The 26580-nt window shown below is 54.3% G+C and carries 26 protein-coding genes; 16 read left to right on the forward strand and 10 right to left on the reverse strand.

The window, feature by feature from the left end; translation table 11 throughout:
- Positions 1 to 195: 195 nt before the first annotated feature.
- The 3 genes from ACLJTG_RS22860 to hpaR all read right to left on the reverse strand — a co-directional run bounded on the left by ACLJTG_RS22860 (position 196) and on the right by hpaR (position 2946).
- Positions 196 to 708, reverse strand: coding sequence for a 4-hydroxyphenylacetate 3-monooxygenase reductase subunit (locus ACLJTG_RS22860; RefSeq protein ID WP_001195551.1), 513 nt, complete (start codon positions 706 to 708; stop codon positions 196 to 198).
- A 17-nt stretch (positions 709 to 725) separates the two neighbouring features.
- The gene (hpaB, locus tag ACLJTG_RS22865) at positions 726 to 2288 is read right to left on the reverse strand and encodes a 4-hydroxyphenylacetate 3-monooxygenase, oxygenase component (protein WP_000801496.1); all 1563 of its coding nucleotides are present in this window, start codon (positions 2286 to 2288) and stop codon (positions 726 to 728) included.
- A 217-nt stretch (positions 2289 to 2505) separates the two neighbouring features.
- Positions 2506 to 2946: a homoprotocatechuate degradation operon regulator HpaR gene (gene hpaR / locus ACLJTG_RS22870; protein WP_000543920.1), complete on the reverse strand. Its 441-nt coding sequence runs from the start codon at positions 2944 to 2946 to the stop codon at positions 2506 to 2508.
- A gap of 275 nt (positions 2947 to 3221) precedes the next feature.
- On the opposite strand from hpaR, the gene hpaG reads away from it, so the two are divergent.
- From hpaG to ACLJTG_RS22915, 9 genes are all read left to right on the forward strand, one after another.
- Positions 3222 to 4511 carry a 4-hydroxyphenylacetate degradation bifunctional isomerase/decarboxylase gene (hpaG, locus tag ACLJTG_RS22875; protein WP_000679210.1) on the forward strand — a complete coding sequence of 430 codons (1290 nt, stop codon included), beginning with the start codon at positions 3222 to 3224 and terminating at the stop codon, positions 4509 to 4511.
- Positions 4508 to 5974, forward strand: a complete 1467-nt coding sequence (gene hpaE / locus ACLJTG_RS22880; protein WP_000723524.1) for a 5-carboxymethyl-2-hydroxymuconate semialdehyde dehydrogenase — start codon at positions 4508 to 4510, stop codon at positions 5972 to 5974. The genes hpaG and hpaE overlap by 4 nt, the downstream gene beginning before the upstream one ends.
- A 1-nt stretch (position 5975) precedes the next feature.
- On the forward strand, positions 5976 to 6827 hold the full coding sequence (gene hpaD, locus ACLJTG_RS22885; protein ID WP_000516978.1) for a 3,4-dihydroxyphenylacetate 2,3-dioxygenase: 852 nt from the start codon (positions 5976 to 5978) through the stop codon (positions 6825 to 6827).
- A gap of 9 nt (positions 6828 to 6836) precedes the next feature.
- On the forward strand, positions 6837 to 7217 hold the full coding sequence (locus tag ACLJTG_RS22890; RefSeq protein ID WP_023218304.1) for a 5-carboxymethyl-2-hydroxymuconate Delta-isomerase: 381 nt from the start codon (positions 6837 to 6839) through the stop codon (positions 7215 to 7217).
- Positions 7218 to 7361: 144 nt separating this feature from the next.
- On the forward strand, positions 7362 to 8165 hold the full coding sequence (gene hpaH, locus ACLJTG_RS22895; protein ID WP_000884795.1) for a 2-oxo-hept-4-ene-1,7-dioate hydratase: 804 nt from the start codon (positions 7362 to 7364) through the stop codon (positions 8163 to 8165).
- A 10-nt stretch (positions 8166 to 8175) separates the two neighbouring features.
- Complete coding sequence (gene hpaI / locus ACLJTG_RS22900) at positions 8176 to 8967, forward strand: 4-hydroxy-2-oxoheptanedioate aldolase (RefSeq protein WP_023244840.1); 792 nt, start codon at positions 8176 to 8178, stop codon at positions 8965 to 8967.
- Positions 8968 to 9038: 71 nt separating this feature from the next.
- Entirely contained in the window at positions 9039 to 10415 is a 1377-nt protein-coding gene (gene hpaX, locus ACLJTG_RS22905; RefSeq protein WP_001285795.1) for a 4-hydroxyphenylacetate permease, read from the forward strand.
- A gap of 9 nt (positions 10416 to 10424) precedes the next feature.
- Positions 10425 to 11321, forward strand: coding sequence for a 4-hydroxyphenylacetate catabolism regulatory protein HpaA (gene hpaA / locus ACLJTG_RS22910; protein ID WP_000336602.1), 897 nt, complete (start codon positions 10425 to 10427; stop codon positions 11319 to 11321).
- A gap of 13 nt (positions 11322 to 11334) precedes the next feature.
- Positions 11335 to 12273, forward strand: a complete 939-nt coding sequence (locus ACLJTG_RS22915; protein ID WP_000976561.1) for an MBL fold metallo-hydrolase — start codon at positions 11335 to 11337, stop codon at positions 12271 to 12273.
- Positions 12274 to 12680: 407 nt separating this feature from the next.
- On the opposite strand, the gene ACLJTG_RS22920 is transcribed toward ACLJTG_RS22915, so the two are convergent.
- The 3 genes from ACLJTG_RS22920 to cbpA form a co-directional block, all read right to left on the reverse strand.
- Entirely contained in the window at positions 12681 to 13043 is a 363-nt protein-coding gene (locus ACLJTG_RS22920) for an anti-adapter protein IraM (RefSeq protein WP_001542612.1), read from the reverse strand.
- A gap of 653 nt (positions 13044 to 13696) precedes the next feature.
- The gene (gene cbpM, locus ACLJTG_RS22925; RefSeq protein WP_001284251.1) at positions 13697 to 14002 is read right to left on the reverse strand and encodes a chaperone modulator CbpM; all 306 of its coding nucleotides are present in this window, start codon (positions 14000 to 14002) and stop codon (positions 13697 to 13699) included.
- Positions 14002 to 14922 carry a curved DNA-binding protein gene (gene cbpA, locus ACLJTG_RS22930; RefSeq protein ID WP_000420603.1) on the reverse strand — a complete coding sequence of 307 codons (921 nt, stop codon included), beginning with the start codon at positions 14920 to 14922 and terminating at the stop codon, positions 14002 to 14004. Before cbpA ends, cbpM begins: the two co-directional genes overlap by 1 nt.
- Positions 14923 to 15156: 234 nt before the next feature.
- Between cbpA and ACLJTG_RS22935 the strand changes: the two genes are divergently transcribed.
- From ACLJTG_RS22935 to agp, 5 genes are all read left to right on the forward strand, one after another.
- Positions 15157 to 15519, forward strand: a complete 363-nt coding sequence (locus ACLJTG_RS22935) for a copper resistance protein (protein ID WP_001118902.1) — start codon at positions 15157 to 15159, stop codon at positions 15517 to 15519.
- A gap of 48 nt (positions 15520 to 15567) precedes the next feature.
- Positions 15568 to 17454: a protein-disulfide reductase DsbD family protein gene (locus tag ACLJTG_RS22940; protein WP_058107694.1), complete on the forward strand. Its 1887-nt coding sequence runs from the start codon at positions 15568 to 15570 to the stop codon at positions 17452 to 17454.
- Positions 17451 to 18074: a DsbA family protein gene (locus tag ACLJTG_RS22945; protein ID WP_000876685.1), complete on the forward strand. Its 624-nt coding sequence runs from the start codon at positions 17451 to 17453 to the stop codon at positions 18072 to 18074. Before ACLJTG_RS22940 ends, ACLJTG_RS22945 begins: the two co-directional genes overlap by 4 nt.
- On the forward strand, positions 18064 to 18570 hold the full coding sequence (locus ACLJTG_RS22950) for a protein disulfide oxidoreductase (RefSeq protein WP_000729206.1): 507 nt from the start codon (positions 18064 to 18066) through the stop codon (positions 18568 to 18570). Before ACLJTG_RS22945 ends, ACLJTG_RS22950 begins: the two co-directional genes overlap by 11 nt.
- Positions 18571 to 18702: 132 nt before the next feature.
- On the forward strand, positions 18703 to 19944 hold the full coding sequence (gene agp / locus ACLJTG_RS22955) for a bifunctional glucose-1-phosphatase/inositol phosphatase (RefSeq protein WP_079951472.1): 1242 nt from the start codon (positions 18703 to 18705) through the stop codon (positions 19942 to 19944).
- A gap of 33 nt (positions 19945 to 19977) precedes the next feature.
- On the opposite strand, the gene ACLJTG_RS22960 is transcribed toward agp, so the two are convergent.
- Both ACLJTG_RS22960 and wrbA read right to left on the reverse strand, forming a co-directional pair.
- Positions 19978 to 20205 (reverse strand): YccJ family protein, encoded by a 228-nt coding sequence (locus ACLJTG_RS22960; RefSeq protein WP_001143125.1) that lies wholly within the window; start codon positions 20203 to 20205, stop codon positions 19978 to 19980.
- A 20-nt stretch (positions 20206 to 20225) separates the two neighbouring features.
- Positions 20226 to 20822: an NAD(P)H:quinone oxidoreductase gene (wrbA, locus tag ACLJTG_RS22965; RefSeq protein WP_001062898.1), complete on the reverse strand. Its 597-nt coding sequence runs from the start codon at positions 20820 to 20822 to the stop codon at positions 20226 to 20228.
- Positions 20823 to 21206: 384 nt separating this feature from the next.
- Between wrbA and ACLJTG_RS22970 the strand changes: the two genes are divergently transcribed.
- Together ACLJTG_RS22970 and rutR are read left to right on the forward strand one after the other, a co-directional pair.
- Positions 21207 to 21374 (forward strand): general stress protein, encoded by a 168-nt coding sequence (locus ACLJTG_RS22970; RefSeq protein WP_001273663.1) that lies wholly within the window; start codon positions 21207 to 21209, stop codon positions 21372 to 21374.
- Between the two features lie 136 nt (positions 21375 to 21510).
- Complete coding sequence (gene rutR, locus ACLJTG_RS22975) at positions 21511 to 22149, forward strand: HTH-type transcriptional regulator RutR (RefSeq protein WP_000083128.1); 639 nt, start codon at positions 21511 to 21513, stop codon at positions 22147 to 22149.
- Here the strand turns inward: rutR and ACLJTG_RS22980 are convergent.
- Together ACLJTG_RS22980 and putA are read right to left on the reverse strand one after the other, a co-directional pair.
- The gene (locus ACLJTG_RS22980; protein WP_000821059.1) at positions 22146 to 22541 is read right to left on the reverse strand and encodes a lysozyme inhibitor LprI family protein; all 396 of its coding nucleotides are present in this window, start codon (positions 22539 to 22541) and stop codon (positions 22146 to 22148) included. The genes rutR and ACLJTG_RS22980 overlap by 4 nt on opposite strands.
- A 58-nt stretch (positions 22542 to 22599) precedes the next feature.
- Positions 22600 to 26562: a trifunctional transcriptional regulator/proline dehydrogenase/L-glutamate gamma-semialdehyde dehydrogenase gene (putA, locus tag ACLJTG_RS22985; RefSeq protein ID WP_023263043.1), complete on the reverse strand. Its 3963-nt coding sequence runs from the start codon at positions 26560 to 26562 to the stop codon at positions 22600 to 22602.
- Between the last annotated feature and the right edge of the window lie 18 nt (positions 26563 to 26580).

Below are 26580 nucleotides of genomic sequence, written 5' to 3' on the forward strand. Positions count from 1 at the left end.
GTGTACGCTCCGGTTTTTGCGCGCTGTCCGTGTCCAAACTGGCTGCGCCAATAACGCCTGGTGGGATAGGCTCTTAGATTGTATTAATCGCCGCGATTTATGGCGAGCAAACATCGCGGCGGGAATAAAAATCTTCAGCGTATCGACTCTTCTCCCACAAGCGGTGGTTATCCCGCTTGTGGGCATGAGTGACGGTTAAACAGGCGCTTCCATCTCAAGTCTGACCGGATGAAAACGGCGTTTGAAATAAATCAGGCCATGCCCATCCTGGCTAAGAATAATATTTTTGATCGCCACCAGATACACCAGATGCGTGCCAATGGTTTGTACCTCGCTGATCTCGCCTTCAAGACCGGCCAGCGCGCCGTTAAGTACCGGCTGGCCCAGCGGCCCGTTTTGCCAACATGGCTGGTGAAAACGCTCTTCCATCGCCATCCCCGTCATACCGGCAAAGTGGCGCGCCATCAGCTCCTGCTCATGGTTAAGTACATTAATGCACAGCTTGCCGTTGCCCTGAAAGACGGGGTTCATGGCGCTATTGGCATTAATACATACCATCACGGAGGGCGGCGTATCGGTGACGGAACAGACCGCTGTTGCGGTGATACCGCAGCGTCCGGCGTGACCCGCCGTGGTTACGATGTTGACCGCTGCCGCCAGACTTGCCATCGCATCGCGAAAACGCAGACGTTGTTCATCTACTTGCATGAGAACCTCCTGCCGCGTTATTTCAGCAGCTTATCCAGTTGATTGATGTCGTCGTTATTGTGCAAATGCGAAACCGTCCAGCCATTCTGATCGTATTCGGAGAGGCAGCGATCGACCATTGCCATCATCTTATCCATATTGCCGGAGCTCTGGGCCTGACGCAGGCACTGCAGACGAATTTCATCCTGGCTGCCCGAGTAGTTAATCTCGTACAGCTCATGGCGACCGCCAAACTCGCTGCCGATGGCATCCCACATCAATTTAAGAATTTTGATACGTTCAACATGGTCCATTCCGTTAGAGCCGCGTACGTATTTCGCCAGGTACTGGTCGATTTGCGGATTATTCAGATCGCGGGCGCTGGAAGGCAGGTAAATCAGGCCGCTGGTAACGTTACGTTCAATAATATTTTTAATTTTCGCGTAGGCCATTGGGGCCATCACACGATAGGTTTGCAGCGCGGCGTGGTCCGGTAGCCAGGCGCCGTTTACCCACGGGGTTGCTTCGGAACACATAGAATCGCTCAATGCCCAGAACATATTGCGCCAGGCCACGACTTCGCCGAGATCGGCCTGCACGCCCCGGAACTCTACGGTACCCGTACATTCGAGCGATTTTTTCAGCAGCGCGGTAATGAAATCAAGTTTAACCGCCAGACGAACACAGGCTTGCAGTGGATACATACGGGCAAAGCCGCCTTCCATCGTCCAGCGACGGCAACGATCGAAATCACGGTAAATCAACACGTTTTCCCACGGGATCAACACCTTGTCCATCACCAGAATGGCATCGTTTTCATCAAAGCGGCTGGAGAGTGGATAATCAAACGGCGAGCCCGTCGCGCCCGCGACCATTTCATACGAGGCGCGCGAAATAAGTTTTACGCCTTCGGCATCCATTGGCGCGACAAACATCAGAGCGAAATCCGGGTTTTCGCCCATCACCTGGGCTGAGCCGAAACCAATCATGTTGTAGTGAGTCAGGGCGGAGTTAGTGGCGACAACTTTCGCCCCGCTGACAATAATCCCGGCGTCCGTCTCTTTCTCCAGCTTGATATAGACGTCTTTCACTTCGTCGGCAGGTTTGTGGCGGTCAATGGGCGGGTTGACGATAGCATGGTTAAAGTACAGGCCGGTCTCCTGAATGCGGGTGTACCAGTTGCGGGCGTTCTGCTCAAACTGGCCGTAGAAGGCTGGGTTAGCGCCCAGAGCGCAGCCAAAGGCGGCTTTGTAATCCGGTGTGCGTCCCATCCAGCCGTAACTCAGGCGTGACCACTCGGCGATAGCATCACGCTGTTGGCGCAGATCGTCTGCGCTTTTCGCCACGCGGAAAAATTTATGCGTATAACCGCCGCTGCCGGTATCGGTATTCCAGCACAGGGTATCTTGCATCGACGGTTTATGTAATGCGTCATACAGTTGTGCGACAGAGGCTGCGGCATTGCGGAATGCCGGGTGTGTCGTAACATCTTTAACGCGTTCGCCGTAAATATAAATTTCCCGCCCGTCCTGCAGGCTTTTTAAATACTCTTCGCCCGTTAACGGACGCTTGTTATCAGTACGAAAATCTTCAGGTTTCATTGCGGCCTCTTCCTCGTTAATCGGAATGTTTTGTTAATAATATGTTTCTTATTTGTTGTTCAATTGAATAGGCAGAAGCGTAAACTGTGAAGAGACTTTCAGGACAACGGCGGGTACTTTTCAGATGAACGTCGAAGAAGAAGAGTAAAATGCGATCGCCGTCAACGTTGTAAGCGGGAGGGGATTCCCGTGTCGGCGGCGTGGGAAGGAAAGAATACTATGCTTCCGCTTCGCTATCAGGATGCTGGCGTCCCAGAGCAATAAGATCGTCCAGCAGCAGCATCAATTGCTGTGTTTTTTCGGGCGTGAAATCGGCCTCAATTTTTCGATAAGCCTCTTCTACCTGGCTTCGGGCACGGGCGTACAACGTTTGTCCCTGCTCCGTCAACATGACATATAACTTACGCTGATCGTTAACCGGCTTGAGTCGCAACACCAGTCCGTCTCGCTCCATGCGCGTCAATATTCCGGTCAGACTTGGACGCAAAATGCAGGAACGAAAGGCCAGCTCGTGAAAATCCATAGAGGGGCTATCGGCCAGGATTCGCACAATGCGCCATTGCTGGTCGGTCAGATTGTGGCTTTTAACGATGGGGCGGAAATAGGTCATTGCCGCTTCGCGCGCCTGAAGCAATGCGATGGTTAATGAATCATGCATAAGCGTTTCTCTTTTGCAGAATTATTAATACCTGAATAATTCGTGTTTACCGATGTGAGCTATGACATCTGTTTTATGTCCAAAGTTTAACAGAAACAAGGACTTTTATTTAACTCTTTGATATGTATGCATTTAATAATAAATTTGTGAAAATATTGTTAATCACATCACAAATACTTTACTTCAGCTTGCTAAATGTACAGCGAAAGCATAAATCTAATCATTAATATATTAATGAAATCACAGCCCGTTGAAGCGGCCTGAGGAGTTTATGTATGAAGGGTACTGTTTTCGCCGTTGCGTTAAACCATCGCAGTCAGCTTGATGCCTGGCAAGAGGCTTTCTCTCAGCCTCCCTATAATGCGCCGCCTAAAACCGCAGTGTGGTTCATCAAACCGCGTAATACGGTGATTCGTCACGGCGAGCCCATTCCTTATCCGCAGGGAGAAAAGGTACTGAGCGGCGCGACAGTGGCGCTCATTGTGGGGAAAACCGCCAGCCGGATACGCCCTGAAGCGGCGGCGGACTATATCGCCGGGTATGCGCTGGCTAACGAGGTCAGCCTGCCGGAAGAGAGCTTTTATCGCCCGGCGATTAAAGCGAAATGTCGCGATGGCTTTTGCCCGCTGGGTGAAATGGCGCCGCTGAGTGATGTGGATAACCTCACCATTATCACGGAAATCAACGGACGAGAAGCGGACCACTGGAATACTGCCGATTTACAGCGTAGCGCCGCACAACTGCTTAGCGCGTTAAGTGAGTTCGCTACGCTTAACCCTGGCGATGCGATCTTACTCGGTACGCCGCAGAATCGCGTTGCGCTGCGTCCCGGCGATCGGGTGCGTATTCTGGCGAAAGGTTTACCCGCTCTGGAAAATCCGGTTGTCGCAGAAGATGAATTCGCCCGCCACCAGACTTTTACGTGGCCGCTGTCAGCGACGGGTACGTTATTTGCGTTGGGGTTGAACTACGCCGATCACGCCAGCGAGCTGGCATTTACGCCGCCGAAAGAGCCGCTGGTATTTATCAAAGCGCCAAACACCTTTACCGAACATCACCAAACGTCGGTGCGCCCGAACAACGTCGAATATATGCACTACGAAGCCGAACTGGTCGTGGTGATTGGCAAAACGGCGCGTAAGGTGAGCGAAGCCGAAGCCATGGAGTATGTGGCCGGTTACACCGTCTGTAACGACTACGCGATCCGCGACTATCTGGAAAACTACTACCGTCCGAATCTGCGGGTAAAAAGCCGCGACGGCCTGACGCCGATAGGCCCGTGGATTGTGGATAAAGAGGCGGTTTCTGATCCGCACAACTTGACGTTACGCACCTTTGTTAACGGTGAGCTGCGCCAGGAAGGGACGACCGCCGATCTGATCTTCAGCATCCCGTTCCTGATTTCTTATCTGAGCGAATTTATGACGTTGCAGCCGGGCGACATGATTGCCACCGGTACGCCGAAAGGGTTGTCCGATGTGGTGCCGGGGGATGAAGTTGTCGTGGAAGTAGAAGGCGTGGGTCGCCTGGTTAACCGAATCGTCAGTGAGGAGAGTGCAAAATGAAGAAAATAAATCATTGGATTAACGGCAAAAACGTTGCAGGTAACGACTACTTCCAGACCACTAACCCGGCGACCGGTGACGTGCTGGCGGAAGTGGCCTCCGGCGGTGAAGCAGAAGTGAACCAGGCTGTTGCGGCGGCAAAAGAGGCGTTCCCGAAATGGGCCAACCTGCCGATGAAAGAGCGCGCGCGCCTGATGCGTCGCCTTGGCGATCTGATTGACCAGCATGTGCCGGAAATCGCGGCGATGGAAACCGCCGACACCGGCTTGCCTATTCACCAGACTAAAAACGTGCTGATCCCTCGCGCCTCGCATAACTTCGAATTCTTCGCCGAAGTGTGCCAGCAGATGAACGGCAAGACCTATCCGGTTGACGATAAAATGCTCAATTATACGCTGGTGCAGCCCGTCGGCGTCTGCGCGCTGGTGTCGCCGTGGAACGTGCCGTTTATGACCGCGACCTGGAAAGTCGCGCCGTGCCTGGCGCTGGGTAACACCGCGGTGCTCAAAATGTCCGAGCTGTCGCCGCTGACTGCTGACAGGCTGGGCGAGCTGGCGCTGGAGGCAGGAATTCCGGCAGGGGTGCTGAACGTGGTGCAGGGCTATGGCGCGACGGCGGGCGATGCGCTGGTACGCCACCATGACGTGCGTGCGGTGTCGTTTACCGGCGGTACCGCCACCGGTCGCAATATCATGAAAAATGCCGGCCTGAAAAAATACTCGATGGAGCTGGGCGGCAAATCGCCGGTGCTGATTTTTGAAGATGCCGACATTGAGCGCGCGCTGGACGCCGCGCTGTTCACCATCTTCTCGATCAACGGCGAACGCTGCACCGCCGGGTCGCGCATCTTTATCCAGCAGAGCATTTACCCTGAGTTCGTGAAGCGCTTTGCCGAACGCGCGAATCGCCTGCGTGTCGGCGATCCGACCGACCCGAACACCCAGGTCGGCGCGCTGATTAGCCAACAGCACTGGGAAAAAGTCTCCGGTTATATTCGCCTCGGCATTGAAGAGGGCGCAACGCTGCTGGCGGGCGGTGCGGAAAAACCCACTGACCTGCCTGCGCATCTGAAAGGCGGTAACTTCCTGCGCCCAACCGTGCTGGCCGATGTCGACAACCGTATGCGCGTCGCGCAGGAAGAGATCTTTGGGCCAGTCGCCTGTCTGCTGCCATTCAAAGACGAAGCTGAAGGGTTACGTTTGGCGAACGACGTGGAATACGGTCTGGCCTCTTATATCTGGACCCAGGACGTGAGCAAAGTGTTGCGCCTGGCGCGTGGGATTGAAGCCGGCATGGTCTTCGTCAACACCCAGAACGTCCGCGACCTGCGTCAGCCGTTCGGTGGCGTGAAAGCCTCCGGTACCGGGCGCGAAGGCGGCGAATATAGCTTCGAAGTGTTTGCGGAAATGAAAAACGTCTGCATCTCAATGGGCGACCATCCTATCCCAAAATGGGGAGTTTGATATGGGCAAGTTAGCGTTAGCAGCAAAAATTACCCACGTGCCGTCGATGTATCTTTCTGAACTGCCAGGAAAAAATCACGGTTGTCGTCAGGCAGCCATTGATGGGCATATTGAAATTGGCAAGCGTTGCCGCGAAATGGGCGTTGACACCATTATCGTATTCGACACCCACTGGCTGGTGAATAGCGCTTACCACATTAATTGTGCCGACCATTTCCAGGGCGTCTATACCAGCAACGAATTGCCGCACTTTATTCGCGACATGACCTATGACTATGACGGTAATCCGGAACTCGGCCATCTGATCGCCGACGAGGCGGTCAAACTGGGCGTGCGCGCTAAAGCGCATAACATCCCGAGCCTGAAGCTGGAGTATGGCACGCTGGTGCCGATGCGCTACATGAACAGCGACAAGCACTTCAAAGTGGTCTCCATCTCGGCGTTCTGTACTGTGCATGACTTTGCCGACAGTCGCAGACTGGGCGAAGCCATTCTCAAGGCGATTGAGAAATATGACGGTACCGTAGCGGTATTCGCCAGTGGTTCTCTGTCGCACCGTTTTATTGACGACCAACGGGCGGAAGAGGGGATGAACAGCTACACCCGCGAGTTCGATCATCAAATGGACGAGCGCGTGGTCAAGCTGTGGCGCGAAGGCAAATTCAAGGAGTTTTGCACCATGTTGCCGGAGTACGCCGACTACTGCTACGGCGAAGGCAACATGCACGACACGGTCATGCTGCTGGGAATGCTGGGTTGGGACAAATACGACGGCAAGGTGGAGTTCATCACCGACCTGTTCGCCAGCTCCGGTACCGGCCAGGTGAACGCTGTTTTCCCGCTGCCTGCGTAAGGGGGCTTTATGCCGCACTTTATTGCTGAATGTACTGAAAATATTCGCGAGCAGGCTGATTTACCCGGCCTGTTCAGCAAGGTAAACGAGGCGCTGGCCACCAGCGGGATTTTCCCCATCGGCGGTATCCGCAGTCGCGCCCACTGGCTGGATACCTGGCAGATGGCTGACGGTAAGCATGATTACGCGTTTGTGCATATGACGCTGAAAATCGGTACCGGGCGCAGCCTGGAGAGCCGTCAGGAAGTCGGCGAAATGCTGTTTGGGCTGATTAAAGCCCACTTCGCCGACCTGATGGAGAACCGCTATCTGGCGCTGTCGTTTGAGATTGCCGAGTTACATCCGACGCTCAATTACAAACAAAACAACGTACACGCGTTATTTAAATAGCACACTCTTTCGCCCGGTGGCGCTGCGCTTACCGGGTCTACAAAAAAAACGATGCACGAAGCAATACCGAACCGTAGGCCGGGTAAGACGCACCCGCGTCGCCACCCGGCGCAGCAGCACCGAATGACGTAACAGGAAGCAATTATGCTCGATAAACAGACCCATACCCTGATCGCCCAGCGACTTAATCAGGCTGAAAAACAGCGTGAACAGATTCGCGCAGTGTCGCTGGATTATCCCAACATCACTATTGAAGATGCCTATGCCGTACAGCGCGAATGGGTCAATATCAAAATTGCCGAAGGGCGCACGCTCAAAGGCCACAAAATCGGCCTGACCTCAAAAGCGATGCAGGCCAGCTCGCAAATCAGCGAACCGGATTACGGCGCGCTGCTTGACGATATGTTCTTCCATGACGGCGGCGATATCCCCACCGACCGTTTTATCGTCCCGCGTATTGAAGTGGAGCTGGCGTTTGTGCTGGCGAAACCGCTGCGCGGCCCTCACTGCACGCTGTTCGACGTCTACAACGCCACGGATTATGTGATTCCGGCGCTGGAACTGATTGACGCCCGCAGCCACAACATCGACCCGGAAACCCAGCGCCCGCGCAAAGTGTTCGACACCATTTCCGACAACGCCGCCAACGCCGGGGTGATCCTCGGTGGTCGTCCCATCAAACCAGACGAGCTGGATCTGCGCTGGATCTCCGCGCTGCTCTATCGCAACGGCGTGATCGAAGAAACCGGCGTCGCCGCAGGCGTGCTGAATCATCCGGCCAACGGCGTGGCGTGGCTGGCGAACAAGCTTGCCCCCTACGATGTCCAGCTTGAAGCCGGGCAGATCATCCTCGGCGGCTCGTTCACCCGCCCGGTGCCGGCGCGCAAGGGCGACACCTTCCATGTCGATTACGGCAACATGGGCGCGATCAGTTGCCGGTTTGTGTAAGGAAAAAACGATGAAAAATGCTTTCAAAGACGCGTTAAAAGCGGGGCGCCCGCAAATCGGTTTGTGGCTGGGGCTTGCCAACAGTTACAGCGCTGAACTGTTAGCGGGCGCCGGCTTCGACTGGCTACTGATTGACGGTGAACACGCGCCAAACAACGTGCAGACGGTGTTGACCCAGTTGCAGGCGATTGCGCCTTATCCCAGCGAGCCGGTGGTGCGTCCGTCATGGAACGATCCGGTACAGATTAAGCAACTGCTCGACGTCGGCGCGCAAACGCTGCTGATACCGATGGTGCAGAATGCCGATGAAGCGCGAAACGCCGTGGCGGCTACGCGTTATCCGCCTGCTGGTATTCGCGGCGTGGGCAGCGCGTTGGCGCGGGCATCGCGCTGGAACCGCATTCCGGACTATCTCCACCAGGCCAACGACGCCATGTGCGTACTGGTGCAGATTGAAACGCGTGAGGCGATGAGCAATCTGGCGTCAATTCTCGACGTGGATGGCATTGACGGCGTGTTTATTGGTCCGGCGGACCTCAGCGCCGATATGGGCTTTGCCGGCAATCCGCAGCACCCGGAAGTGCAGGCGGCGATTGAGAACGCCATCGTGCAGATACGCGCGGCGGGGAAAGCGCCGGGGATTCTGATGGCCAATGAAGCACTGGCGAAACGTTATCTGGAACTGGGGGCGCTATTTGTCGCCGTCGGCGTTGACACCACGCTGCTGGCGCGCGGCGCGGAGGCGCTGGCGGCGCGCTTTGGCGTAGAAAAAAAACTGTCCGGTGCGTCCGGCGTCTATTAAGCCTGGCCCGGTAAGCGTAGCGCTACCGGGCAACCGTAGTACCCTACAAAATTCCCATCAGAGGAAAAAAAATGAGCGACACATCATCTGCACTTCCGGAAAGCCCCGAGTCTGTCCGTTCGCACAACGCGCTCAGCACGGGTCAACAAACCGTCATAAATAAACTGTTCCGCCGACTGATCGTATTTTTATTCGTGTTGTTTATCTTCTCGTTTTTAGACCGTATCAACATTGGTTTTGCCGGGTTGACGATGGGGCAGGATCTGGGGTTAAGCGCCACCATGTTTGGTCTTGCCACGACGCTGTTTTACGCCACCTACGTCATTTTCGGCATTCCCAGCAACGTGATGTTGAGCATCGTCGGTGCCCGCCGCTGGATTGCGACCATTATGGTGCTATGGGGCATTGCATCTACCGCCACGATGTTCGCGGTGGGACCGAAAAGCCTGTATGTGCTGCGAATGCTGGTGGGCATTACCGAAGCGGGCTTTTTGCCAGGAATATTGCTCTATTTAACCTACTGGTTCCCGGCATTTTTCCGCGCCCGCGCCAACGCATTATTTATGATTGCCATGCCGGCCACTACCGCGTTGGGGTCGATTGTCTCCGGCTATATTTTATCGCTGGACGGCATATTCAATCTGCATGGATGGCAGTGGTTATTCCTGTTGGAAGGATTTCCGTCAGTTTTGTTAGGCATTATGGTCTGGTTTTACCTGGATGATACCCCGGCAAAAGCCAAATGGCTGACGGCAGAGGATAAAAAATGTTTGCAGGAGATGATGGATAATGACCGCCTGACGCTGGTTCAGCCGGAGGGGGCCATCAGCCATAACGCCATGCAGCAGCGTAGTCTGTGGCGCGAAGTATTCACGCCAATTGTACTGATGTATACGTTGGCCTATTTTTGCCTTACCAATACGCTTAGCGCCATTAGTATCTGGACGCCGCAAATCCTGAAAAGTTTTAATGAAGGCAGTAGCAATATCACCATCGGCCTGCTGGCGGCGATCCCGCAGATTTGTACTATTCTGGGCATGATTTACTGGAGCCGCCATTCGGACAAACATCAGGAACGTAAACATCACACGGCGTTGCCGTTCCTGTTTGCCGCCGCGGGCTGGCTGCTGGCGTCGGCGACCGATCATAACCTGATCCAGCTCCTGGGGATCGTGATGGCATCCACGGGTTCCTTTAGCGCGATGGCGATCTTCTGGACCACGCCGGATCAGTCGATCAGTTTACGCGCCAGGGCGATAGGCATTGCGGTCATCAATGCCACCGGCAATATTGGCTCCGCGCTTAGCCCGTTTATGATTGGCTGGCTAAAAGATATCACCGGTAGCTTCAATAGCGGACTCTGGTTTGTCGCTTCTCTGTTAGTCGTCGGCGCCGCCATTATCTGGCTCATTCCCATGAAAGCATCGCGTCCGCGCGCCACCCCTTGAGGAGAAACTATGTGCCAACGTGCGATCGCCAATATTGATATCAGCAAAGAGTATGACGAAAGCATGGGCAGTAACGATGTGCATTATCAGTCGTTTGCTCGTATGGCGGATTTCTTTGGTCGTGATATGCAGGCGCATCGCCACGACCAGTTTTTTCAAATGCACTTTCTTGATACCGGGCAGATTGAGCTACAGCTCGACGATCATCGCTATTCGGTGCAGGCGCCGCTATTTGTGCTTACGCCGCCCTCGGTGCCGCATGCTTTTATTACCGAATCGGATAGCGATGGCCATGTTCTGACGGTACGCGAAGAGCTGGTTTGGCCGCTGCTGGAAGTGCTTTATCCCGGCACCAGAGAGGCCTTTGGCCTGCCGGGAATCTGCCTGTCGCTGGCGGATAAACCCAACGAGCTGGCGGCGCTCAAACATTACTGGCAGCTAATTGAGCGGGAGTCCACGGAACAACTGGCTGGCTGCGAACATACCCTGGTGCTACTGGCGCAGGCGGTATTTACCTTGCTGTTGCGTAATGCGAAGCTGGACGATCACGCCGCAACCGGGATGCGCGGTGAACTGAAACTTTTTCAGCGCTTTACCCTGTTAATTGACAACCACTTCCATCAGCACTGGACGGTGCCCGATTATGCCTGCGAGCTGCATATTACCGAATCTCGTTTGACCGATATTTGCCGACGTTTTGCTAATCGCCCGCCTAAACGCCTGATTTTTGATCGGCAATTACGCGAGGCGAAACGACTGCTGCTTTTTTCCGACAATGCTGTCAACGAGATCGCCTGGCAATTAGGTTTTAAAGATCCGGCTTATTTTGCCCGTTTCTTTAATCGCCTTGCTGGCTGTTCTCCTTCGCAGTTTCGCCAACGTGAAGTTCCCTCTTTTCTCAACTAAGAAGAGTAAAAACATGATGAAAAAAAGCGTCGCTATGCTGGCGGTTTGTATGCTGGCGCAAAGCCACCTTGCCATTGCTGCCGGTACTCCTGCGCCTCAAGAGATCAACATTGTTTTACTGGGCACCAAAGGCGGGCCTTCTTTGCTCAATACAGCCAGACTACCGCAAGCGACGGCGCTCACTATCGGCGATAAAATATGGCTGATAGATGCCGGCTACGGCGCCAGTCTGCAACTGGTGAAAAACGGCATTCCACTGCGCAACATCAATACTATTTTGCTTACCCATCTGCACAGCGACCACATACTGGATTATCCTTCCTTGCTGATGAATGCCTGGGCAAGTGGTCTGAAAGACCATACCATACAGGTGTATGGCCCGCCGGGAACCCAGGCGATGACGAAGGCTAGCTGGAAGGTCTTTGACAGGGATATCACGCTACGCATGGAAGAAGAGGGGAAACCCGATCCGCGCAACCTGGTTAAGGCGACCGATATTGGCCAGGGCGTCATCTATAAAGATGAACTGGTTACAATAAGCGCGCTAAAAGTGCCTCATTCCCCTTTCCCGGACGGTGAAGCGTTTGCTTACCGTTTTGATACCCAGGGTAAGCGAATCGTCTTCTCTGGCGATACGTCCTGGTTTCCGCCGCTTGCAACGTTTGCCCAGGGGGCGGATATCCTCGTACATGAGGCGGTACATGTCCCTTCGGTAGCAAAACTGGCTAATAGTATTGGCAACGGAAAAACGCTGGCTGAAGCGATTGCGTCGCATCACACCACGATTGAAGATGTCGGTAAGATTGCTCGCGAGGCCCACGTGAAAAAACTGGTGTTAAGTCATCTGGTGCCTGCGACGGTTGCGGATGACGTCTGGCAACAGGAAGCCATGAAAAATTACCCGGGCCCTGTCATTGTCGGTCATGACAATATGACGATAAGCGTACCGTAAGTATCAGGGCAGGGGTAAACCCACGGGCTGACATGATGTCAGCCCGTTATGCTTTTGGCGATCAGCATGACGCGCAGAGCTTTTGTCTAAAACATTATTTTTTCTAAACACTACTTGCTGATTTTTATGCACAATAAAGGTAAGATGATTGCTCTGGTGAAATATCACGAAATAAGAATGTCACGGATGGAATTTATACAGTGTTAAAAGCAATGCGTTTCTTTGTCTGCCGGCCATCAGTAATATCCTCTGTACCGGCTCCTCGTTGCCAAAGTGAAGGTTAGATTAAACGAATCAAAAAATATCCGAACTGTACAATTTTTATATCAAACATATTTAACTGCAAAATACTGCAAACATGCGCGAATACACTTAATCAGTAGTATGGCTAATGCATACTTTATTTCCTAAACTTTCTTATTATCTATTTGAATATTTCTGGTTAAACCAAATGGACAAACGGATACCAGACACTCGAAAGGATAACTGCAGGCTTCTGGTTTAGGATTGCAGTTACCAGGACAGTGGCTATTTTCTTTAAGCGATTTCCATAGAGCAGGATTAAACCTGGTAACGTTGTAAACAGTAACGGGATAAAGTTTATCGTTTATTAAGACCCCCTTATTAAAGGGGATGATAATGCTACCTGGAGGCATGTAAACATCTGCCTGATACCATAAGGTCAATCTAAGATTTTTTAGGCTATGTATGCATGAGAACGACACTCCGGTAGAGGGACTTATAACTGTATCAACGACCTTCCATTCCATTACAGAAACCTTTTAAGTGAAATAGTCAATGGTGTAAATTACATTTTCCGCAAGCCTATTCAGGATAGATGAAAATCTGAGAAACATAACTCGTTGAAAACGATCGTTTTTTATTGACCACTCTATTTATATTGATTTTTTAATAAGTTATTTATTTTATGCTCTTATTTTGTTTACATTCTATTACATTTTTGTATTTTAGGCGTGGTGTAAATATTGGGCGGTAGTGGATGTTATAACGCTCAATTATTAAACTGTAAGTGACTGTTGTATTTCTTATTTATAAATACCGCAACCTGTAAGCGCAGCGGTACATTTTACCCGGCATTGACAGGGAGAAGGTACGTATCAACCAGAGAGTACAAAACAGTGAAAGAATATATTCTTCAGGCAATAAATGATCGCTAACGTGTAAAAATAACCGACGTATCTAAAAAATGTGAACGTGTGGCTGGTCTTTATTTAAACGATGATCTTCGCAATGGCGCATTAATGGCTGACATTGGCGGTTCGTTGATCGGGTTGTGCGCGGTGAAAGGCTATATTTCTTCCGTTGGGGGAAGTATGTCAGAGGCATTCTGGTATTATACCGGGTGCATGTAAATCCGGGGTGGGCAGAAAGCCCACCCTCGGTTTATTGCCTTTATCGTGGATTAGGGATGCGAGATAAAGCGAGAAAGGCGTTGCAGCAGTAACCGGTTTTCTTCGCGCAGCCGCGAATTCTCTTCCAGCAGCGTTAACGCGACCGCGATCCCTGGCCAGTCGAGCGCCAGCTCCTCGCGTAAGCGTAGCGCGCGTTGTACCACGCTCGCTGCGCGATCGTCGAATTGCCAGTCGGCGTTATCGTCTTCGTAAGGCTCAATTACGCCAAGTCCGACGATTTCGTTTAGCTCCTCTTCCGTCACGCCGGTGTGCAAACAAAATTCGGTGATGGTAAAGGTGACAGTGATGTTAGCCATTATGCTTTCCCCCATTGCTGGCGTGGGTCAAAGGACGACTGCGCGTCCGCCAGTTGTTGCCACAGGGCAGCTGTTTTCTCGTCAGGTTTCGGCGGCATAACGATTTTGATGATGGCATAGAGATCGCCAGTGTGCTTTTTACTGGCTAATCCTTTTCCTTTGATACGCAGCCGCTGACCTGCCTGGCTACCGGGGGGAATGGTCAGCAAAATACGCTCTTTAAGCGTTGGCACAGACACCTTAGCGCCGAGCGCCGCCTCCCATGGGGCAAGCGGAAGGACGACTTCCAGATCCTGATTGACAATATCAAAGAGCGGATGCGGGGCAATATGGATAACGAGCCATAAATCGCCATTAGGTCCGCCGTTTTCCCCCGGCGTGCCCTGGCCTTTCAGTCTGATTCGTTGCCCGTTGCTGACGCCAGCCGGGATTTTCACATTCAATGTTTTGGGAATTTCCCGCTCCACCAGGCCGAACGCGTTATAAACGGGGACGGAATAGCTAATCGTACGCTGGTGCTCTTCCAGCGTTTCTTCCAGGAATACCGCCACTTCAATTTCGATATCATGACCGCGTGCGGCGTGGCGGTGGTGCGAATGGCGACCGTGCTGACCAAAAATAGACGAGAAAATATCATCAAAATCTTCGGCGTTATACGGCTGGCCTTCGTGTTGCTGGAACTGGCGATTAAATTGTGGATCGTTACGGTGTTGCCATAACTGGTCATACTCGGCGCGCCGTTGCTCATCACTCAGCACTTCCCATGCTTCAGCAACCTCTTTGAAACGGGCTTCGGCATCGGGTTCTTTGCTGACATCAGGATGGTACTTGCGGGCCAGTCGGCGATAGGCGGTCTTAATCGTCTTGAGATCGTCCGTCGGTTTCACGCCCATAATGGCGTAATAATCCTTAAGTTCCATAGCATCATCTCGCTAAATCAATACATACAGAAGGGACCCCAAAAGGTTTCTCCACTAAGTGTAGGGTAAACCTGAAAAGTGCGTATGAAAACACCAGTTATATCATTAGTAAGAATAAATTACGTTGTTCGACTATCAGAAGGTTGCGCAGCGCGCCGACATAACTTTACAGGGGAAAGGTTGCCAAAACCGTGCCAGTGGCTAAGATAACTCGCGTTAAACAGTGAGGGCGCAATGGCGAAACAACAACGGATGGGCTGGTGGTTTCTTTGCCTTGCATGTGTCGTGGTAATGGTTTGTACCGCGCAACGCATGGCGGGCCTGCACGCCTTGCAGATGCAGGCGACGGCCTCTGCTGCGGTGGTCAGCGCTCCCTCCTCGACAGATGACGGCTCGCCGGTCACCCCCTGCGAATTAAGCGCCAAGTCGCTGCTGGCGGCGCCTCCGGTACTCTTTGAAGGCGCTATCCTTGCGCTTTGTCTACTGCTTTCCTTACTGGCGCCTGTCCGGGTCATGCGCCTGCCTTTTTCGCCTCCACGGGCTATTTCGCCGCCCACATTACGGGTACATCTACGATTTTGTGTCTTCCGTGAATGACAGACCGGTTATTGCTAACGGTTAATTACTCATTCACGGAGAAAAAATATGATGATTTTGTTCAGGCAGATACTGTTCTGCCTGTTATGGCTTTGGCTGCCCGTCTCCTGGGCGGCGGAAAGCGGCTGGCTGCGTTCGCCCGATAACGACCATGCCAGCATACGGCTACGTGCCGATACGTCCGCTAACGGTGAGACCCGGCTGTTGCTGGATGTCAAACTGGAAAACGGCTGGAAAACCTACTGGCGCGCGCCGGGGGAAGGGGGCGTGGCGCCCTCTATCGCCTGGAAAGGCGACATGCCTGAGGTAAGCTGGTTCTGGCCAACCCCCTCGCGCTTTGATGTGGCGAATATCACCACCCAGGGATATCACGACGAGGTGACCTTTCCGATGATCGTGCGCGGTACGCCGCCGGCGACCTTGAGCGGCGTGTTGACGTTATCAACCTGCAGCAATGTTTGTCTGTTGACCGATTACCCCTTTTCCGTGAAGCCCACTGTGCAGAATGCCGATTTTGCCCATGACTATGCGCGGGCGATGGGTAAAGTTCCGCTCCGCAGTGGGCTAACGGACTCGCTTGACGTCGGCTATCGCCCGGGAGAACTGGTGGTCACTGCTACGCGAGCGGCGGGCTGGTCATCGCCCGGGCTCTATCTTGACACCATAGATGACGTCGATTTTGCGAAGCCTCGCCTGCGCGTAGAGGGCGACAGGTTACAGGCGACGGTGCCGGTGACGGACAGTTGGGGCGAAAAGGCGCCCGATTTGCGCAACAAATCGCTGACCCTCGTGTTAGCCGATGGCGCTATCGCCCAGGAGAGCACGCAAACCATTGGCGCTGCGCCAGCGCAAACGCCGGACAATGCGGCGCTACCTTTCTGGCAAGTTGTAATGATGGCGCTGATCGGCGGACTGATTCTTAATTTAATGCCCTGCGTACTGCCGGTTCTGGGCATGAAGCTTGGCTCTATTTTATTGGTAGAGGAAAAAAGCCGCTCTCACATCAGGCGACAATTTTTGGCTTCGGTCGCCGGTATCATTGCGTCATTTATGGCGCTGGCGGCGTTTATGACCCTCCTTCGCCTGTCAAACCATGCGCTGGCCTGGGGAGTCCAGTTCCAGAATGCATGGTTTATTGGTTTTATGGCGCTGGTGATGTTGTTGTTTAGCGCCAGCCTGTTCGGGCTTTTTGAGTTCAGGCTTCCCTCATCTATGACCACGAAACTGGCCACTTACGGCGGTAACGGTATGTCGGGACATTTCTGGCAGGGGGCATTCGCCACGCTGCTGGCGACGCCTTGTAGCGCGCCGTTTCTGGGCACGGCGGTCGCCGTGGCGCTCACGGCGTCGTTGCCGACGCTGTGGGGGTTGTTCCTTGCGCTTGGCCTGGGAATGAGCGCGCCGTGGCTACTGGTCGCGCTACGACCAGGGCTTGCGCTACGTTTACCGCGCCCCGGGCGTTGGATGAATGTCCTGCGCAGGATCCTCGGTCTGATGATGCTGGGATCGGCTATCTGGCTGGCGACGTTACTCCTGCCGCATTTCGGCTTCACTGCGTCAAAGAGCGCGCAAGACACGGTTCAGTGGCAACCCTTGAGTGAACAGGCAATCCAGTCGGCGCTGGCGCAGCATAAGCGGGTATTTGTCGATGTCACTGCGGACTGGTGTATTACCTGTAAAGTGAATAAATACAACGTCCTGCAAAAAGAGGATGTGCAGGCCGCCTTGCAACAGCCGGATGTTGTGGCGCTGCGGGGAGACTGGACGCTGCCGTCCGATGCCATTACAGATTTTCTGAAAACGCGTGGCCAGGTCGCCGTGCCGTTTAATCAGGTATATGGCCCCGGCTTGCCGGAAGGGGAGGCATTGCCCACTTTGCTGACCCGCGATGCGGTATTACAAACGTTGAAAAAAGCGAAAGGAATAACCCAATGAAATACATGATTGTTTTACTGCTGGCGCTGTTTTCAACGCTGAGCATCGCGCAAGAAACCGCCCCTTTTACGCCGGATCAGGAAAAGCAGATTGAAAATCTGATCCATGCGGCGTTGTTTAACGACCCTGCCAGCCCGCGGATAGGCGCTAAACACCCTAAGCTGACGCTGGTGAACTTTACGGATTACAACTGTCCGTACTGCAAACAGCTCGATCCGATGCTGGAAAAGATTGTACAGAAATATCCTGACGTTGCGGTCATTATTAAACCGCTGCCATTCAAAGGAGAGAGTTCCATACTGGCGGCGCGTATTGCGCTGACCACCTGGCGCGAGCATCCGCAACAGTTCCTCGCGCTACATGAAAAACTCATGCAAAAGCGCGGTTACCATACGGATGACAGTATTAAACAGGCCCAGCAGAAAGCAGGGGCTACGCCAGTGACTCTGGATGAAAAAAGCATGGAAACGATACGCACTAATTTGCAGTTGGCAAGGCTGGTCGGCGTGCAAGGAACGCCAGCGACGATCATTGGCGACGAGCTGATTCCGGGCGCGGTGCCCTGGGATACGCTGGAAGCGGTGGTGAAAGAAAAACTGGCGGCTGCCAATGGCGGCTAAACTGCGGCGTTGGCTGCGTGAAGCCGCGGTTTTTCTGGCGCTCCTCATCGCGATAATGGTGGTCATGGACGTCTGGCGCGCGCCGCAGGCGCCTCCGGCGTTTGCCGCGACACCGTTACATACGCTGACGGGAGAGTCGACAACTCTGGCGACCTTGAGCGAGGAACGCCCCGTACTGCTCTATTTTTGGGCCAGCTGGTGCGGGGTATGCCGCTTTACTACGCCTGCGGTCGCTCGCCTGGCGGCTGAAGGGGAAAACGTCATGACCGTTGCGCTCCGCTCCGGCGATGACGCTGAGGTTGCCCGCTGGCTGGCGCGCAAGGGCGTTGACTTCCCGGTCGTCAATGATGCTAAAGGCGCCTTATCCGCTGGCTGGGAAATCAGCGTGACGCCAACGCTGGTGGTGGTTTCACAAGGTCGGGTTGTGTTCACCACCAGCGGCTGGACCAGCTATTGGGGCATGAAGCTTCGGCTGTGGTGGGCAAAAACGTTCTGAATATGCGCCGGGGTTTCCCGGCGCTAACGCGTTTACTGTAAGAAAAACCCCCGTTTTGCGAAATCGTTCCCGGAAAAATGATCCATTTCTGTCACACTCAGAACGATTTGATAACAACAAGAGGTCATAGGGATGAAAAAATCATTACTCGCTGTTGCTGTGGCAGGGGCTGTTTTGTTGTCATCCGCCGTACAGGCGCAGACAACGCCGGAGGGTTATCAATTACAACAGGTGCTGATGATGAGCCGCCATAATCTGCGGGCGCCGCTGGCGAATAATGGCAGCGTACTGGCGCAGTCGACGCCGAACGCCTGGCCGGCGTGGAACGTTCCCGGCGGGCAACTGACGACGAAAGGCGGCGTGCTGGAAGTCTATATGGGACATTACACACGTGAATGGCTGGTCGCGCAGGGGCTGATACCGTCGGGAGAATGTCCGGCGCCCGACACGGTATATGCCTATGCGAATAGTTTGCAGCGCACCGTCGCCACCGCGCAATTTTTCATTACCGGCGCTTTCCCCGGCTGTGATATTCCTGTTCATCATCAGGAAAAAATGGGCACTATGGACCCTACCTTCAATCCGGTGATTACCGATGATTCCGCCGCGTTCCGGCAACAGGCCGTACAGGCGATGGAAAAGGCGCGTAGTCAGCTACATCTTGATGAGAGTTATAAACTGCTTGAGCAGATAACGCATTATCAGGACTCGCCGTCCTGCAAAGAGAAGCATCAGTGTTCGCTAATCGACGCGAAAGATACCTTCAGCGCGAACTATCAGCAAGAGCCTGGCGTGCAGGGGCCGCTTAAAGTAGGGAACTCGCTGGTGGATGCGTTTACCCTGCAATATTACGAAGGGTTTCCGATGGATCAGGTCGCCTGGGGCGGGATCCACACCGATCGGCAGTGGAAGGTGCTGTCAAAACTGAAAAACGGCTATCAGGACAGCCTGTTTACCTCACCCACGGTGGCGCGCAATGTCGCTGCGCCGCTGGTGAAATATATCGATAAGGTGCTGGTTGCCGATCGCGTTAGCGCGTCGAAGGTTACCGTGCTGGTGGGGCATGATTCCAATATCGCGTCGCTGCTGACGGCGTTGGATTTTAAACCCTATCAGCTCCATGACCAGTATGAGAGAACGCCGATTGGCGGTCAGCTTGTCTTCCAACGCTGGCATGACGGCAACGCTAACCGGGATTTGATGAAAATCGAGTATGTCTACCAGAGCTCCCGGCAGTTACGCAATGCGGAAGCGTTAACGCTCAAATCGCCCGCGCAAAGGGTAACGCTGGAACTGAAAGGATGTCCGGTGGATGCGAACGGCTTCTGTCCGCTGGATAAGTTCGATAACGTCATGAACACTGCTGCAAAATAGCCATATGCCCCCGCGCAGGCGGGGGCGTTTGTGTTATACGTTTTTACGTTCGATGATTTGTTCGCCCCAGAAGAGCGAGTCTTTGTCCGTTTTCTCAAAGGCTTTGATCAGCACCTCATCGCTACCTTCTTCCCATATTTTTTCTGCCAGTTTCTCGTCATAGTGAGCGACTTCAAAAATGGCTTCGGCAATTTCCGGCGACGTATTACGCAGGCTTGCCCATTCGCCGACGCGGTGCGCTTTTGCTTCTTGAGTTGGCATTCGAATCCTCCTGTTGAAGATTAGCCGTTGAGTTTGACTGCCAGACCGGCGACGTATTCCCCCTGATAGCGAGCGATAGAGAGTTCCTCCTGGCTTGGTTGACGTGAACCGTCGCCTCCGGCGATAGTCGTTGCGCCGTAAGGCGTGCCGCCGCGAACCTGGGAGACGTCAAAGAGTTCCTGTGCGGCATAGCCTATCGGGACGATCACCATCCCATGATGGGCAAGCGTAGTCCAGGTCGAGGTGATGGTCTGCTCCTGGCCGCCGCCCGTTCCGGTAGAACTGAACACGCTGCCGAGCTTGCCGTATAGCGCGCCGGATGCCCACAGTCCGCCGGTTTGGTCCAGGAAGGTACGCATCTGGCCTGACATATTGCCAAACCGGGTTGGCGTACCAAAAATAATGGCATCGTAATCCGCCAGCTCCTGTGGGGTGGCAACCGGTGCGTTTTGCGTTTTACCGCCAGCTTTTGCGAAGATTTCAGGCGGCATTGTTTCTGGCACACGCTTTATAATGACCTCTGCGCCGTCGACTTTCTTTGCCCCTTCCGCCACCGCGTGCGCCATGGTTTCAATGTGTCCGTACATGGAATAATAGAGCACCAGAATCTTTGCCATTTGTACTACTCCTCAGATTAATCAGGTGTGTAGCGATTCGCTACGTCTATTTAAAGATATGCTCTCCTGTGAAGAGTGCAAATTTCAGCGCCATTTCTTTGATTTATAACAATAATTAATTTGGCGACCTTTGTTGCAAAATGATACATTTTTAAGCGCTTTGATTTTCCCAAATATAAGAATAACTTATTTATTTCTTATGGTTATTATTCTGCGTATTCGGCTTCCAATGTTGCAGAATATTTCGGTAAGCGGCCTACCACGACGTTTTTCACTATGCTTAATGTTACGCGGCGTTACTGATGATATCGTTCATACGCGGCGCGAGGAGATACTCCTCATTACCTATGCAATATGATGTCTAATCTATGACGGAGGTCAGTAATGGCAAACCATCGTGGCGGTTCCGGTAATTTTGCGGAAGACCGCGAAAGAGCATCAGAAGCAGGTCGTAAAGGTGGTCAGCACAGCGGGGGCAATTTTAAGAATGACCCGCAGCGTGCATCCGAAGCAGGCAAAAAAGGGGGCAAAAGCAGTAACCGTAATAGCTAGCCTGCGTCACAACAGCAAGACGCTGAGCGTTTCGCGCTAAAAAGCGTCATGCGCCACCGCCGCCGGATTTCCGGCGGTTTTTTTGTTTATAAGCCGGATTTGGTATGCTTGCGTCCTGACAAAAAGGAGAGGGCGCATGTCGCAACGCACAGAGAAAAAAATCGGGAAACGCTCGCAGGCCACCGGTGCAAAACGGCAGCTTATCTTAACTGCCGCGCTTGCTGTTTTTTCCCAGTATGGCATTCATGGCGCGCGTCTTGAGCAGGTCGCCGAGCGGGCTGGCGTCTCCAAAACCAATCTGCTTTATTATTATCCCTCGAAAGAGGCGCTGTATGTCGCAGTAATGCGACAGATCCTGGATGTCTGGCTGGCGCCGCTCAAGGCGTTTCGCGCAGAATTTTCCCCTCTGGAGGCCATCAAAGAGTATATCCGTCTCAAGCTGGAGGTTTCGCGTGATTATCCGCAGGCGTCGCGGCTCTTCTGCATGGAGATGCTGGCGGGCGCGCCGCTCTTAATGGAGGAACTGACCGGCGATCTAAAAGCGTTGATAGATGAAAAATCCGCGCTGATTGCCGGATGGGTGCACAGCGGGAAACTGGCGCCCGTTTCTCCGCATCATTTGATCTTCATGATTTGGGCCGCCACGCAACATTACGCCGATTTCGCCCCTCAGGTTGAAGCGGTAACCGGCGCGACGCTTCGCGATGAAGCCTTTTTCAACCAAACGGTCGAAAGCGTTCAGCGCATTATTATTGAAGGGATTCGCGTGCGTTAACCGGCTGGCGGCAGTGGGCAGCTCAAATCACCCTCTTCACATTGCAGCAGCGAGGCTAAAAACGCTTCGCGTTCGTTCGTTTTATCGGTCAGGCACTGGCTGGCGATCATGGGTTGCACGCTGCCGCCCTCCGTACCTGAGCGAATCAGAGCGCAATCGGCGTCCCGCAGGGCAATCCATGCCACCTGCGCTTTTTGCAACAGCTCGCGCTGCGGCGGTTGCGCACGCTTAATCGCGCTTTGATAGGTTTCGTTCAGCTTTTTATCTGCCGCCTGGTATTGCGCGGCGGCGCAGCGATTCATTTCCAGCTGCGTACTGGCGCTGGCACACTCATCGGCCAACGCCTGACTGCTGAACAACAACGCCGCGCAGGTAAGGAAAATTCGTTTCATACGCTCCTCTGACGCGAGTAAAAAGGCTCCATTGACGGAGCCTTAATTAACCACAGTATTAGCCAATTGTCATCAGGCTGGCATTACCGCCAGCGGCAGCAGTGTTTACGCTCAGCGAACGTTCAATATAGAGCCGTTCCAGCAGCATATTGCTTTCGCCGCGGGCGAAACCCTGTACCGACACTATCGCGCCTTCGCGGGCGGCGACGGCTTCGCACACGGTTCGCAGCTTGTCGGAGTCGCCGTGGAAAATCACCGCGTCAAACGGCTGCGCCATCAGCGTTTCCGCTTTCGCAAACTGGACACGCGCCGCGACGGCGGCGGGGAGACGTTTCGCCAGATCGCGGTGGAAGGCGTCGTCTGACCATAGCGCCTGACTGCCGACGGCGAGAACAGCGGCAAGCTGCGTCAACGCGTCCTGTTCATCATCAGCCAGGCATAATACCCGTTCACGCGGCAACAGCGTCCAGGTATTACGCTCGCCGGTCGGTCCCGGTAGCAGGCGCTGCGTGCCGGCCTGCGCCAGATCGGCGAATTGTCGGCAGAGCGTCTGTAGCGCCGGGCGATCCGCCGCCCATTGCGTCAGGGCGGTCAACGGCGCGAGTAGCGTGGTTTTAAGCTGCGCATCTACCGGGTAACGCGCATCCTGACGAGTCAGCGTCGTATTGAGCGCATTGGGCGGACGGTGTGCCAGCAGGCGGTAGAGATAGAGCGGCCCTCCCGCTTTTGGCCCGGTACCGGACAGTCCTTCGCCGCCAAACGGCTGGACGCCGACGACCGCGCCCACCATATTACGGTTAACGTACAGGTTGCCGACGTGGGCGGAACCGGTGACTTGCGCAATGGTTTCATCAATACGGGTATGTACGCCCAGCGTTAGCCCGTAGCCGGAAGCGTTAATCTGTTCGATAAGCTCCGCCAGTTGGTTACGGTTATAACGCACGACGTGCAGCACAGGCCCGAAGACCTCTTTTTCCAGTTCTGCGAAGTTTTCCAGCTCAATAAGCGTGGGCATTACAAACGTACCGGTTTGCCATTCCTGCGCATCATCGCTGTTTTCACGCGCGGCCTGGAAAACCGGGCGGCCTTTGGCGCGCATTGTCTGGATATGACGTTCAATGTTGGCTTTGGCCTCGCTATCGATCACCGGCCCGATATCGGTCGTCAGACGGCCTGGATTCCCCATCCGACACTCCGCCATCGCGCCGCGTAACATTTTCAGCGTATGTTCGGCGATATCGTCCTGCAAACACAGCACGCGGAGCGCGGAACAGCGTTGTCCGGCGCTGTCGAAAGCGGAAGCCAGCACATCCACGACCACCTGCTCGGTGAGCGCGGAAGAGTCGACAATCATAGCGTTCATACCGCCGGTTTCCGCAATCAACGGAATAGGGCGGCCCTGGGCGTCAAGACGCGTGGCGATGTTGCGCTGCAACAACGTCGCGACCTCCGTGGAACCGGTAAACATCACGCCGCGTACACGCGCATCGGCGGTAAGCTGGGCGCCGACGGTTTCTCCCCGTCCCGGCAACAGTTGCACGACGCCCGGCGGTACACCCGCTTCCAGCAAAATGGCAATGCCCTGGGCGGCAATCAGCGATGTCTGCTCTGCCGGTTTCGCCAGAACGCTGTTACCTGCCGCCAGCGCGGCGGCGATTTGGCCGGTAAAAATAGCCAGCGGGAAGTTCCACGGACTGATGCAGACTACCGGCCCTAACGGGCGATGCGTTTCGTTATCGAAATCGTCACGTACTTGACCGGCATAATAATGGAGGAAGTCTACCGCTTCGCGCACTTCGGCAATGGCGTTGCTGAACGTTTTCCCCGCTTCGCGCACCAACAGGCCAATCAACTGCTGCATTTGGTCTTCCATCAATACCGCCGCCCGCTGCAAAATGGCGGCGCGTTCTTGCGGCGGCGTCGCAAACCAAACCGGCGCCTGATTGACCGCGTTTTGCAACGCCTGCTCAACCTCGCTTTCTGTCGCTTCGCGTCCCCAGCCAACAATATCTTTCGGTTCCGCCGGGTTGATAACCGGCGTCATCTCACCGTCGGCCACCGGTTGTTCCAGCACAGGTTTGGCCTGCCATTTCTGCATGGCGTTGCTTAACAGGGCAGAAGAAAGCGAGGCGAGGCGATGTTCATTCGCTAAATCAAGTCCGGCGGAGTTTATCCGACCTTCGCCGTACAGATCGCGCGGCAGCGGAATTTTCGGATGCGGTATGCCAGCCTGACCTTCCTGCTGCGCCAGTTTTTCCACGGCCTCGACCGGGTCCGCCACCAGTTCATCGAGCGGTAGGGTGGCATCGGCGATACGGTTGACAAAAGAGGTGTTGGCGCCGTTTTCCAGCAGGCGTCGTACCAGATAGGCCAGCAGGGTTTCGTGTGTTCCCACCGGCGCGTAAATACGGCAGGGACGGTTAAGTTTTCCGTCCGCCACTTTACCGGTGACCTGTTCATACAGCGGTTCTCCCATGCCGTGCAGGCACTGGAATTCGTACTGACCCGGATAGTAATTTTGCCCGGCCAGATGATAAATCGCCGCCAGTGTGTGAGCGTTATGGGTCGCGAACTGCGGGTAGATCAGATTAGGGACGGCGAGCAGTTTTTTCGCGCAGGCCAGATAAGAGACATCGGTATACACTTTGCGGGTATAAACCGGATAGCCCTCCAGCCCTTCCATTTGCGCGCGTTTGATCTCGCTATCCCAGTAGGCGCCTTTCACCAGACGAATCATCAGCCGACGGCGGCTACGGGAGGCCAGATCGACTAAATAATCAATGACCAGCGGGCAGCGTTTCTGGTAAGCCTGGATCACAAAGCCAATGCCGTTCCAGCCCGCCAGTTCGGGTTCGAAGCAGAGTTTTTCCAGCAGATCGAGCGAGATCTCCAGACGATCCGCCTCTTCGGCGTCGATATTGAGACCGATGTCATACTGGCGCGCCAGCAGCGTCAGGGATTTCAGGCGCGGATAAAGCTCCTCTATTACCCGATCGTATTGTGCGCGACTATAGCGTGGATGCAGGGCGGACAGCTTAATCGAGATGCCTGGCCCTTCGTAAATACCGCGACCGTTAGACGCTTTGCCGATGGCATGAATCGCTTGCTGGTAAGAGACCATATAGGCCTGCGCATCGGCGGCGGTTAACGCGGCTTCGCCCAGCATATCGTAAGAATAGCGGAACCCTTTCTCTTCCAGTTTTCGGGCATTCGCCAGCGCCTGAGCAATGGTTTCGCCAGTCACGAACTGCTCTCCCATTAAACGCATCGCCATGTCGACGCCTTTGCGGATTAACGGTTCGCCGCTCTTGCCGATAATGCGGTTCAGCGAGCGTGAAAGATTGGCTTCGTTATGCGTTGAGACCAGTCGGCCGGTAAAGAGCAGCCCCCAGGTGGCGGCATTTACAAACAGTGACGGGCTACGGCCAATATGCGACTGCCAGTTGCCATTACTGATTTTGTCGCGAATTAACGCATCGCGCGTAGCTTTGTCAGGAATACGCAGCAGCGCTTCCGCCAGACACATCAGCGCTACGCCTTCTTGCGAAGAGAGGGAAAACTCCTGCAACAGGCCTTGTACCATACCCGCGCGACCGCTGGCGGATTTTTGATTGCGCAATTTCTCCGCCAGTTGATACGCCAGTTTATGCGCCTGCTCAGCGACAGGCGGCGACAGGCGCGCCTGTTCCATTAGCATTGATACCGCATCGGTTTCCGGGCGGCGCCAGGCGGCGGTGATGGCGGCGCGAGAGACGGATTGGGGAAGAATCTGTTCGGCAAACTCCAGAAAGGGCTGATGCGGCTCATCCTGCGGCGCGACCGGCTCCTCGCTTTCATTTGCCGCGCCGGCAAACAGCGCAGGTAGCTCCGGTAGCGTATCGCTATTTTCCAGCTTGTCCAGATAGCTAAAGATTGCCTGTTTTATTAACCAGTGCGGCGTGCGATCGATACGCGACGCGGCCATTTTGATCCGTTCGCGCGTGGCGTCGTCCAGCTTAACCCCCATCGTGGTGGTTCCCATACCCTCTACTCCTGTTAT

This window comes from Salmonella sp. SAL00672 (assembly GCF_046552175.1).
Taxonomy (GTDB): Bacteria; Pseudomonadota; Gammaproteobacteria; order Enterobacterales; family Enterobacteriaceae; genus Salmonella; species Salmonella enterica.

What these genes read in the sequence shown, in the direction of transcription:
- ACLJTG_RS22860 (WP_001195551.1), bottom strand. Translation starts at nt 708, where the DNA reads ATGCAAGTAGATGAACAACGTCTGCGTTTTCGCGATGCGATGGCAAGT.
- hpaB (WP_000801496.1), bottom strand. Translation starts at nt 2,288, where the DNA reads ATGAAACCTGAAGATTTTCGTACTGATAACAAGCGTCCGTTAACGGGC.
- hpaR (WP_000543920.1), bottom strand. Translation starts at nt 2,946, where the DNA reads ATGCATGATTCATTAACCATCGCATTGCTTCAGGCGCGCGAAGCGGCA.
- hpaG (WP_000679210.1), top strand. Translation starts at nt 3,222, where the DNA reads ATGAAGGGTACTGTTTTCGCCGTTGCGTTAAACCATCGCAGTCAGCTT.
- hpaE (WP_000723524.1), top strand. Translation starts at nt 4,508, where the DNA reads ATGAAGAAAATAAATCATTGGATTAACGGCAAAAACGTTGCAGGTAAC.
- hpaD (WP_000516978.1), top strand. Translation starts at nt 5,976, where the DNA reads ATGGGCAAGTTAGCGTTAGCAGCAAAAATTACCCACGTGCCGTCGATG.
- ACLJTG_RS22890 (WP_023218304.1), top strand. Translation starts at nt 6,837, where the DNA reads ATGCCGCACTTTATTGCTGAATGTACTGAAAATATTCGCGAGCAGGCT.
- hpaH (WP_000884795.1), top strand. Translation starts at nt 7,362, where the DNA reads ATGCTCGATAAACAGACCCATACCCTGATCGCCCAGCGACTTAATCAG.
- hpaI (WP_023244840.1), top strand. Translation starts at nt 8,176, where the DNA reads ATGAAAAATGCTTTCAAAGACGCGTTAAAAGCGGGGCGCCCGCAAATC.
- hpaX (WP_001285795.1), top strand. Translation starts at nt 9,039, where the DNA reads ATGAGCGACACATCATCTGCACTTCCGGAAAGCCCCGAGTCTGTCCGT.
- hpaA (WP_000336602.1), top strand. Translation starts at nt 10,425, where the DNA reads ATGTGCCAACGTGCGATCGCCAATATTGATATCAGCAAAGAGTATGAC.
- ACLJTG_RS22915 (WP_000976561.1), top strand. Translation starts at nt 11,335, where the DNA reads ATGATGAAAAAAAGCGTCGCTATGCTGGCGGTTTGTATGCTGGCGCAA.
- ACLJTG_RS22920 (WP_001542612.1), bottom strand. Translation starts at nt 13,043, where the DNA reads ATGGAATGGAAGGTCGTTGATACAGTTATAAGTCCCTCTACCGGAGTG.
- cbpM (WP_001284251.1), bottom strand. Translation starts at nt 14,002, where the DNA reads ATGGCTAACATCACTGTCACCTTTACCATCACCGAATTTTGTTTGCAC.
- cbpA (WP_000420603.1), bottom strand. Translation starts at nt 14,922, where the DNA reads ATGGAACTTAAGGATTATTACGCCATTATGGGCGTGAAACCGACGGAC.
- ACLJTG_RS22935 (WP_001118902.1), top strand. Translation starts at nt 15,157, where the DNA reads ATGGCGAAACAACAACGGATGGGCTGGTGGTTTCTTTGCCTTGCATGT.
- ACLJTG_RS22940 (WP_058107694.1), top strand. Translation starts at nt 15,568, where the DNA reads ATGATGATTTTGTTCAGGCAGATACTGTTCTGCCTGTTATGGCTTTGG.
- ACLJTG_RS22945 (WP_000876685.1), top strand. Translation starts at nt 17,451, where the DNA reads ATGAAATACATGATTGTTTTACTGCTGGCGCTGTTTTCAACGCTGAGC.
- ACLJTG_RS22950 (WP_000729206.1), top strand. Translation starts at nt 18,064, where the DNA reads ATGGCGGCTAAACTGCGGCGTTGGCTGCGTGAAGCCGCGGTTTTTCTG.
- agp (WP_079951472.1), top strand. Translation starts at nt 18,703, where the DNA reads ATGAAAAAATCATTACTCGCTGTTGCTGTGGCAGGGGCTGTTTTGTTG.
- ACLJTG_RS22960 (WP_001143125.1), bottom strand. Translation starts at nt 20,205, where the DNA reads ATGCCAACTCAAGAAGCAAAAGCGCACCGCGTCGGCGAATGGGCAAGC.
- wrbA (WP_001062898.1), bottom strand. Translation starts at nt 20,822, where the DNA reads ATGGCAAAGATTCTGGTGCTCTATTATTCCATGTACGGACACATTGAA.
- ACLJTG_RS22970 (WP_001273663.1), top strand. Translation starts at nt 21,207, where the DNA reads ATGGCAAACCATCGTGGCGGTTCCGGTAATTTTGCGGAAGACCGCGAA.
- rutR (WP_000083128.1), top strand. Translation starts at nt 21,511, where the DNA reads ATGTCGCAACGCACAGAGAAAAAAATCGGGAAACGCTCGCAGGCCACC.
- ACLJTG_RS22980 (WP_000821059.1), bottom strand. Translation starts at nt 22,541, where the DNA reads ATGAAACGAATTTTCCTTACCTGCGCGGCGTTGTTGTTCAGCAGTCAG.
- putA (WP_023263043.1), bottom strand. Translation starts at nt 26,562, where the DNA reads ATGGGAACCACCACGATGGGGGTTAAGCTGGACGACGCCACGCGCGAA.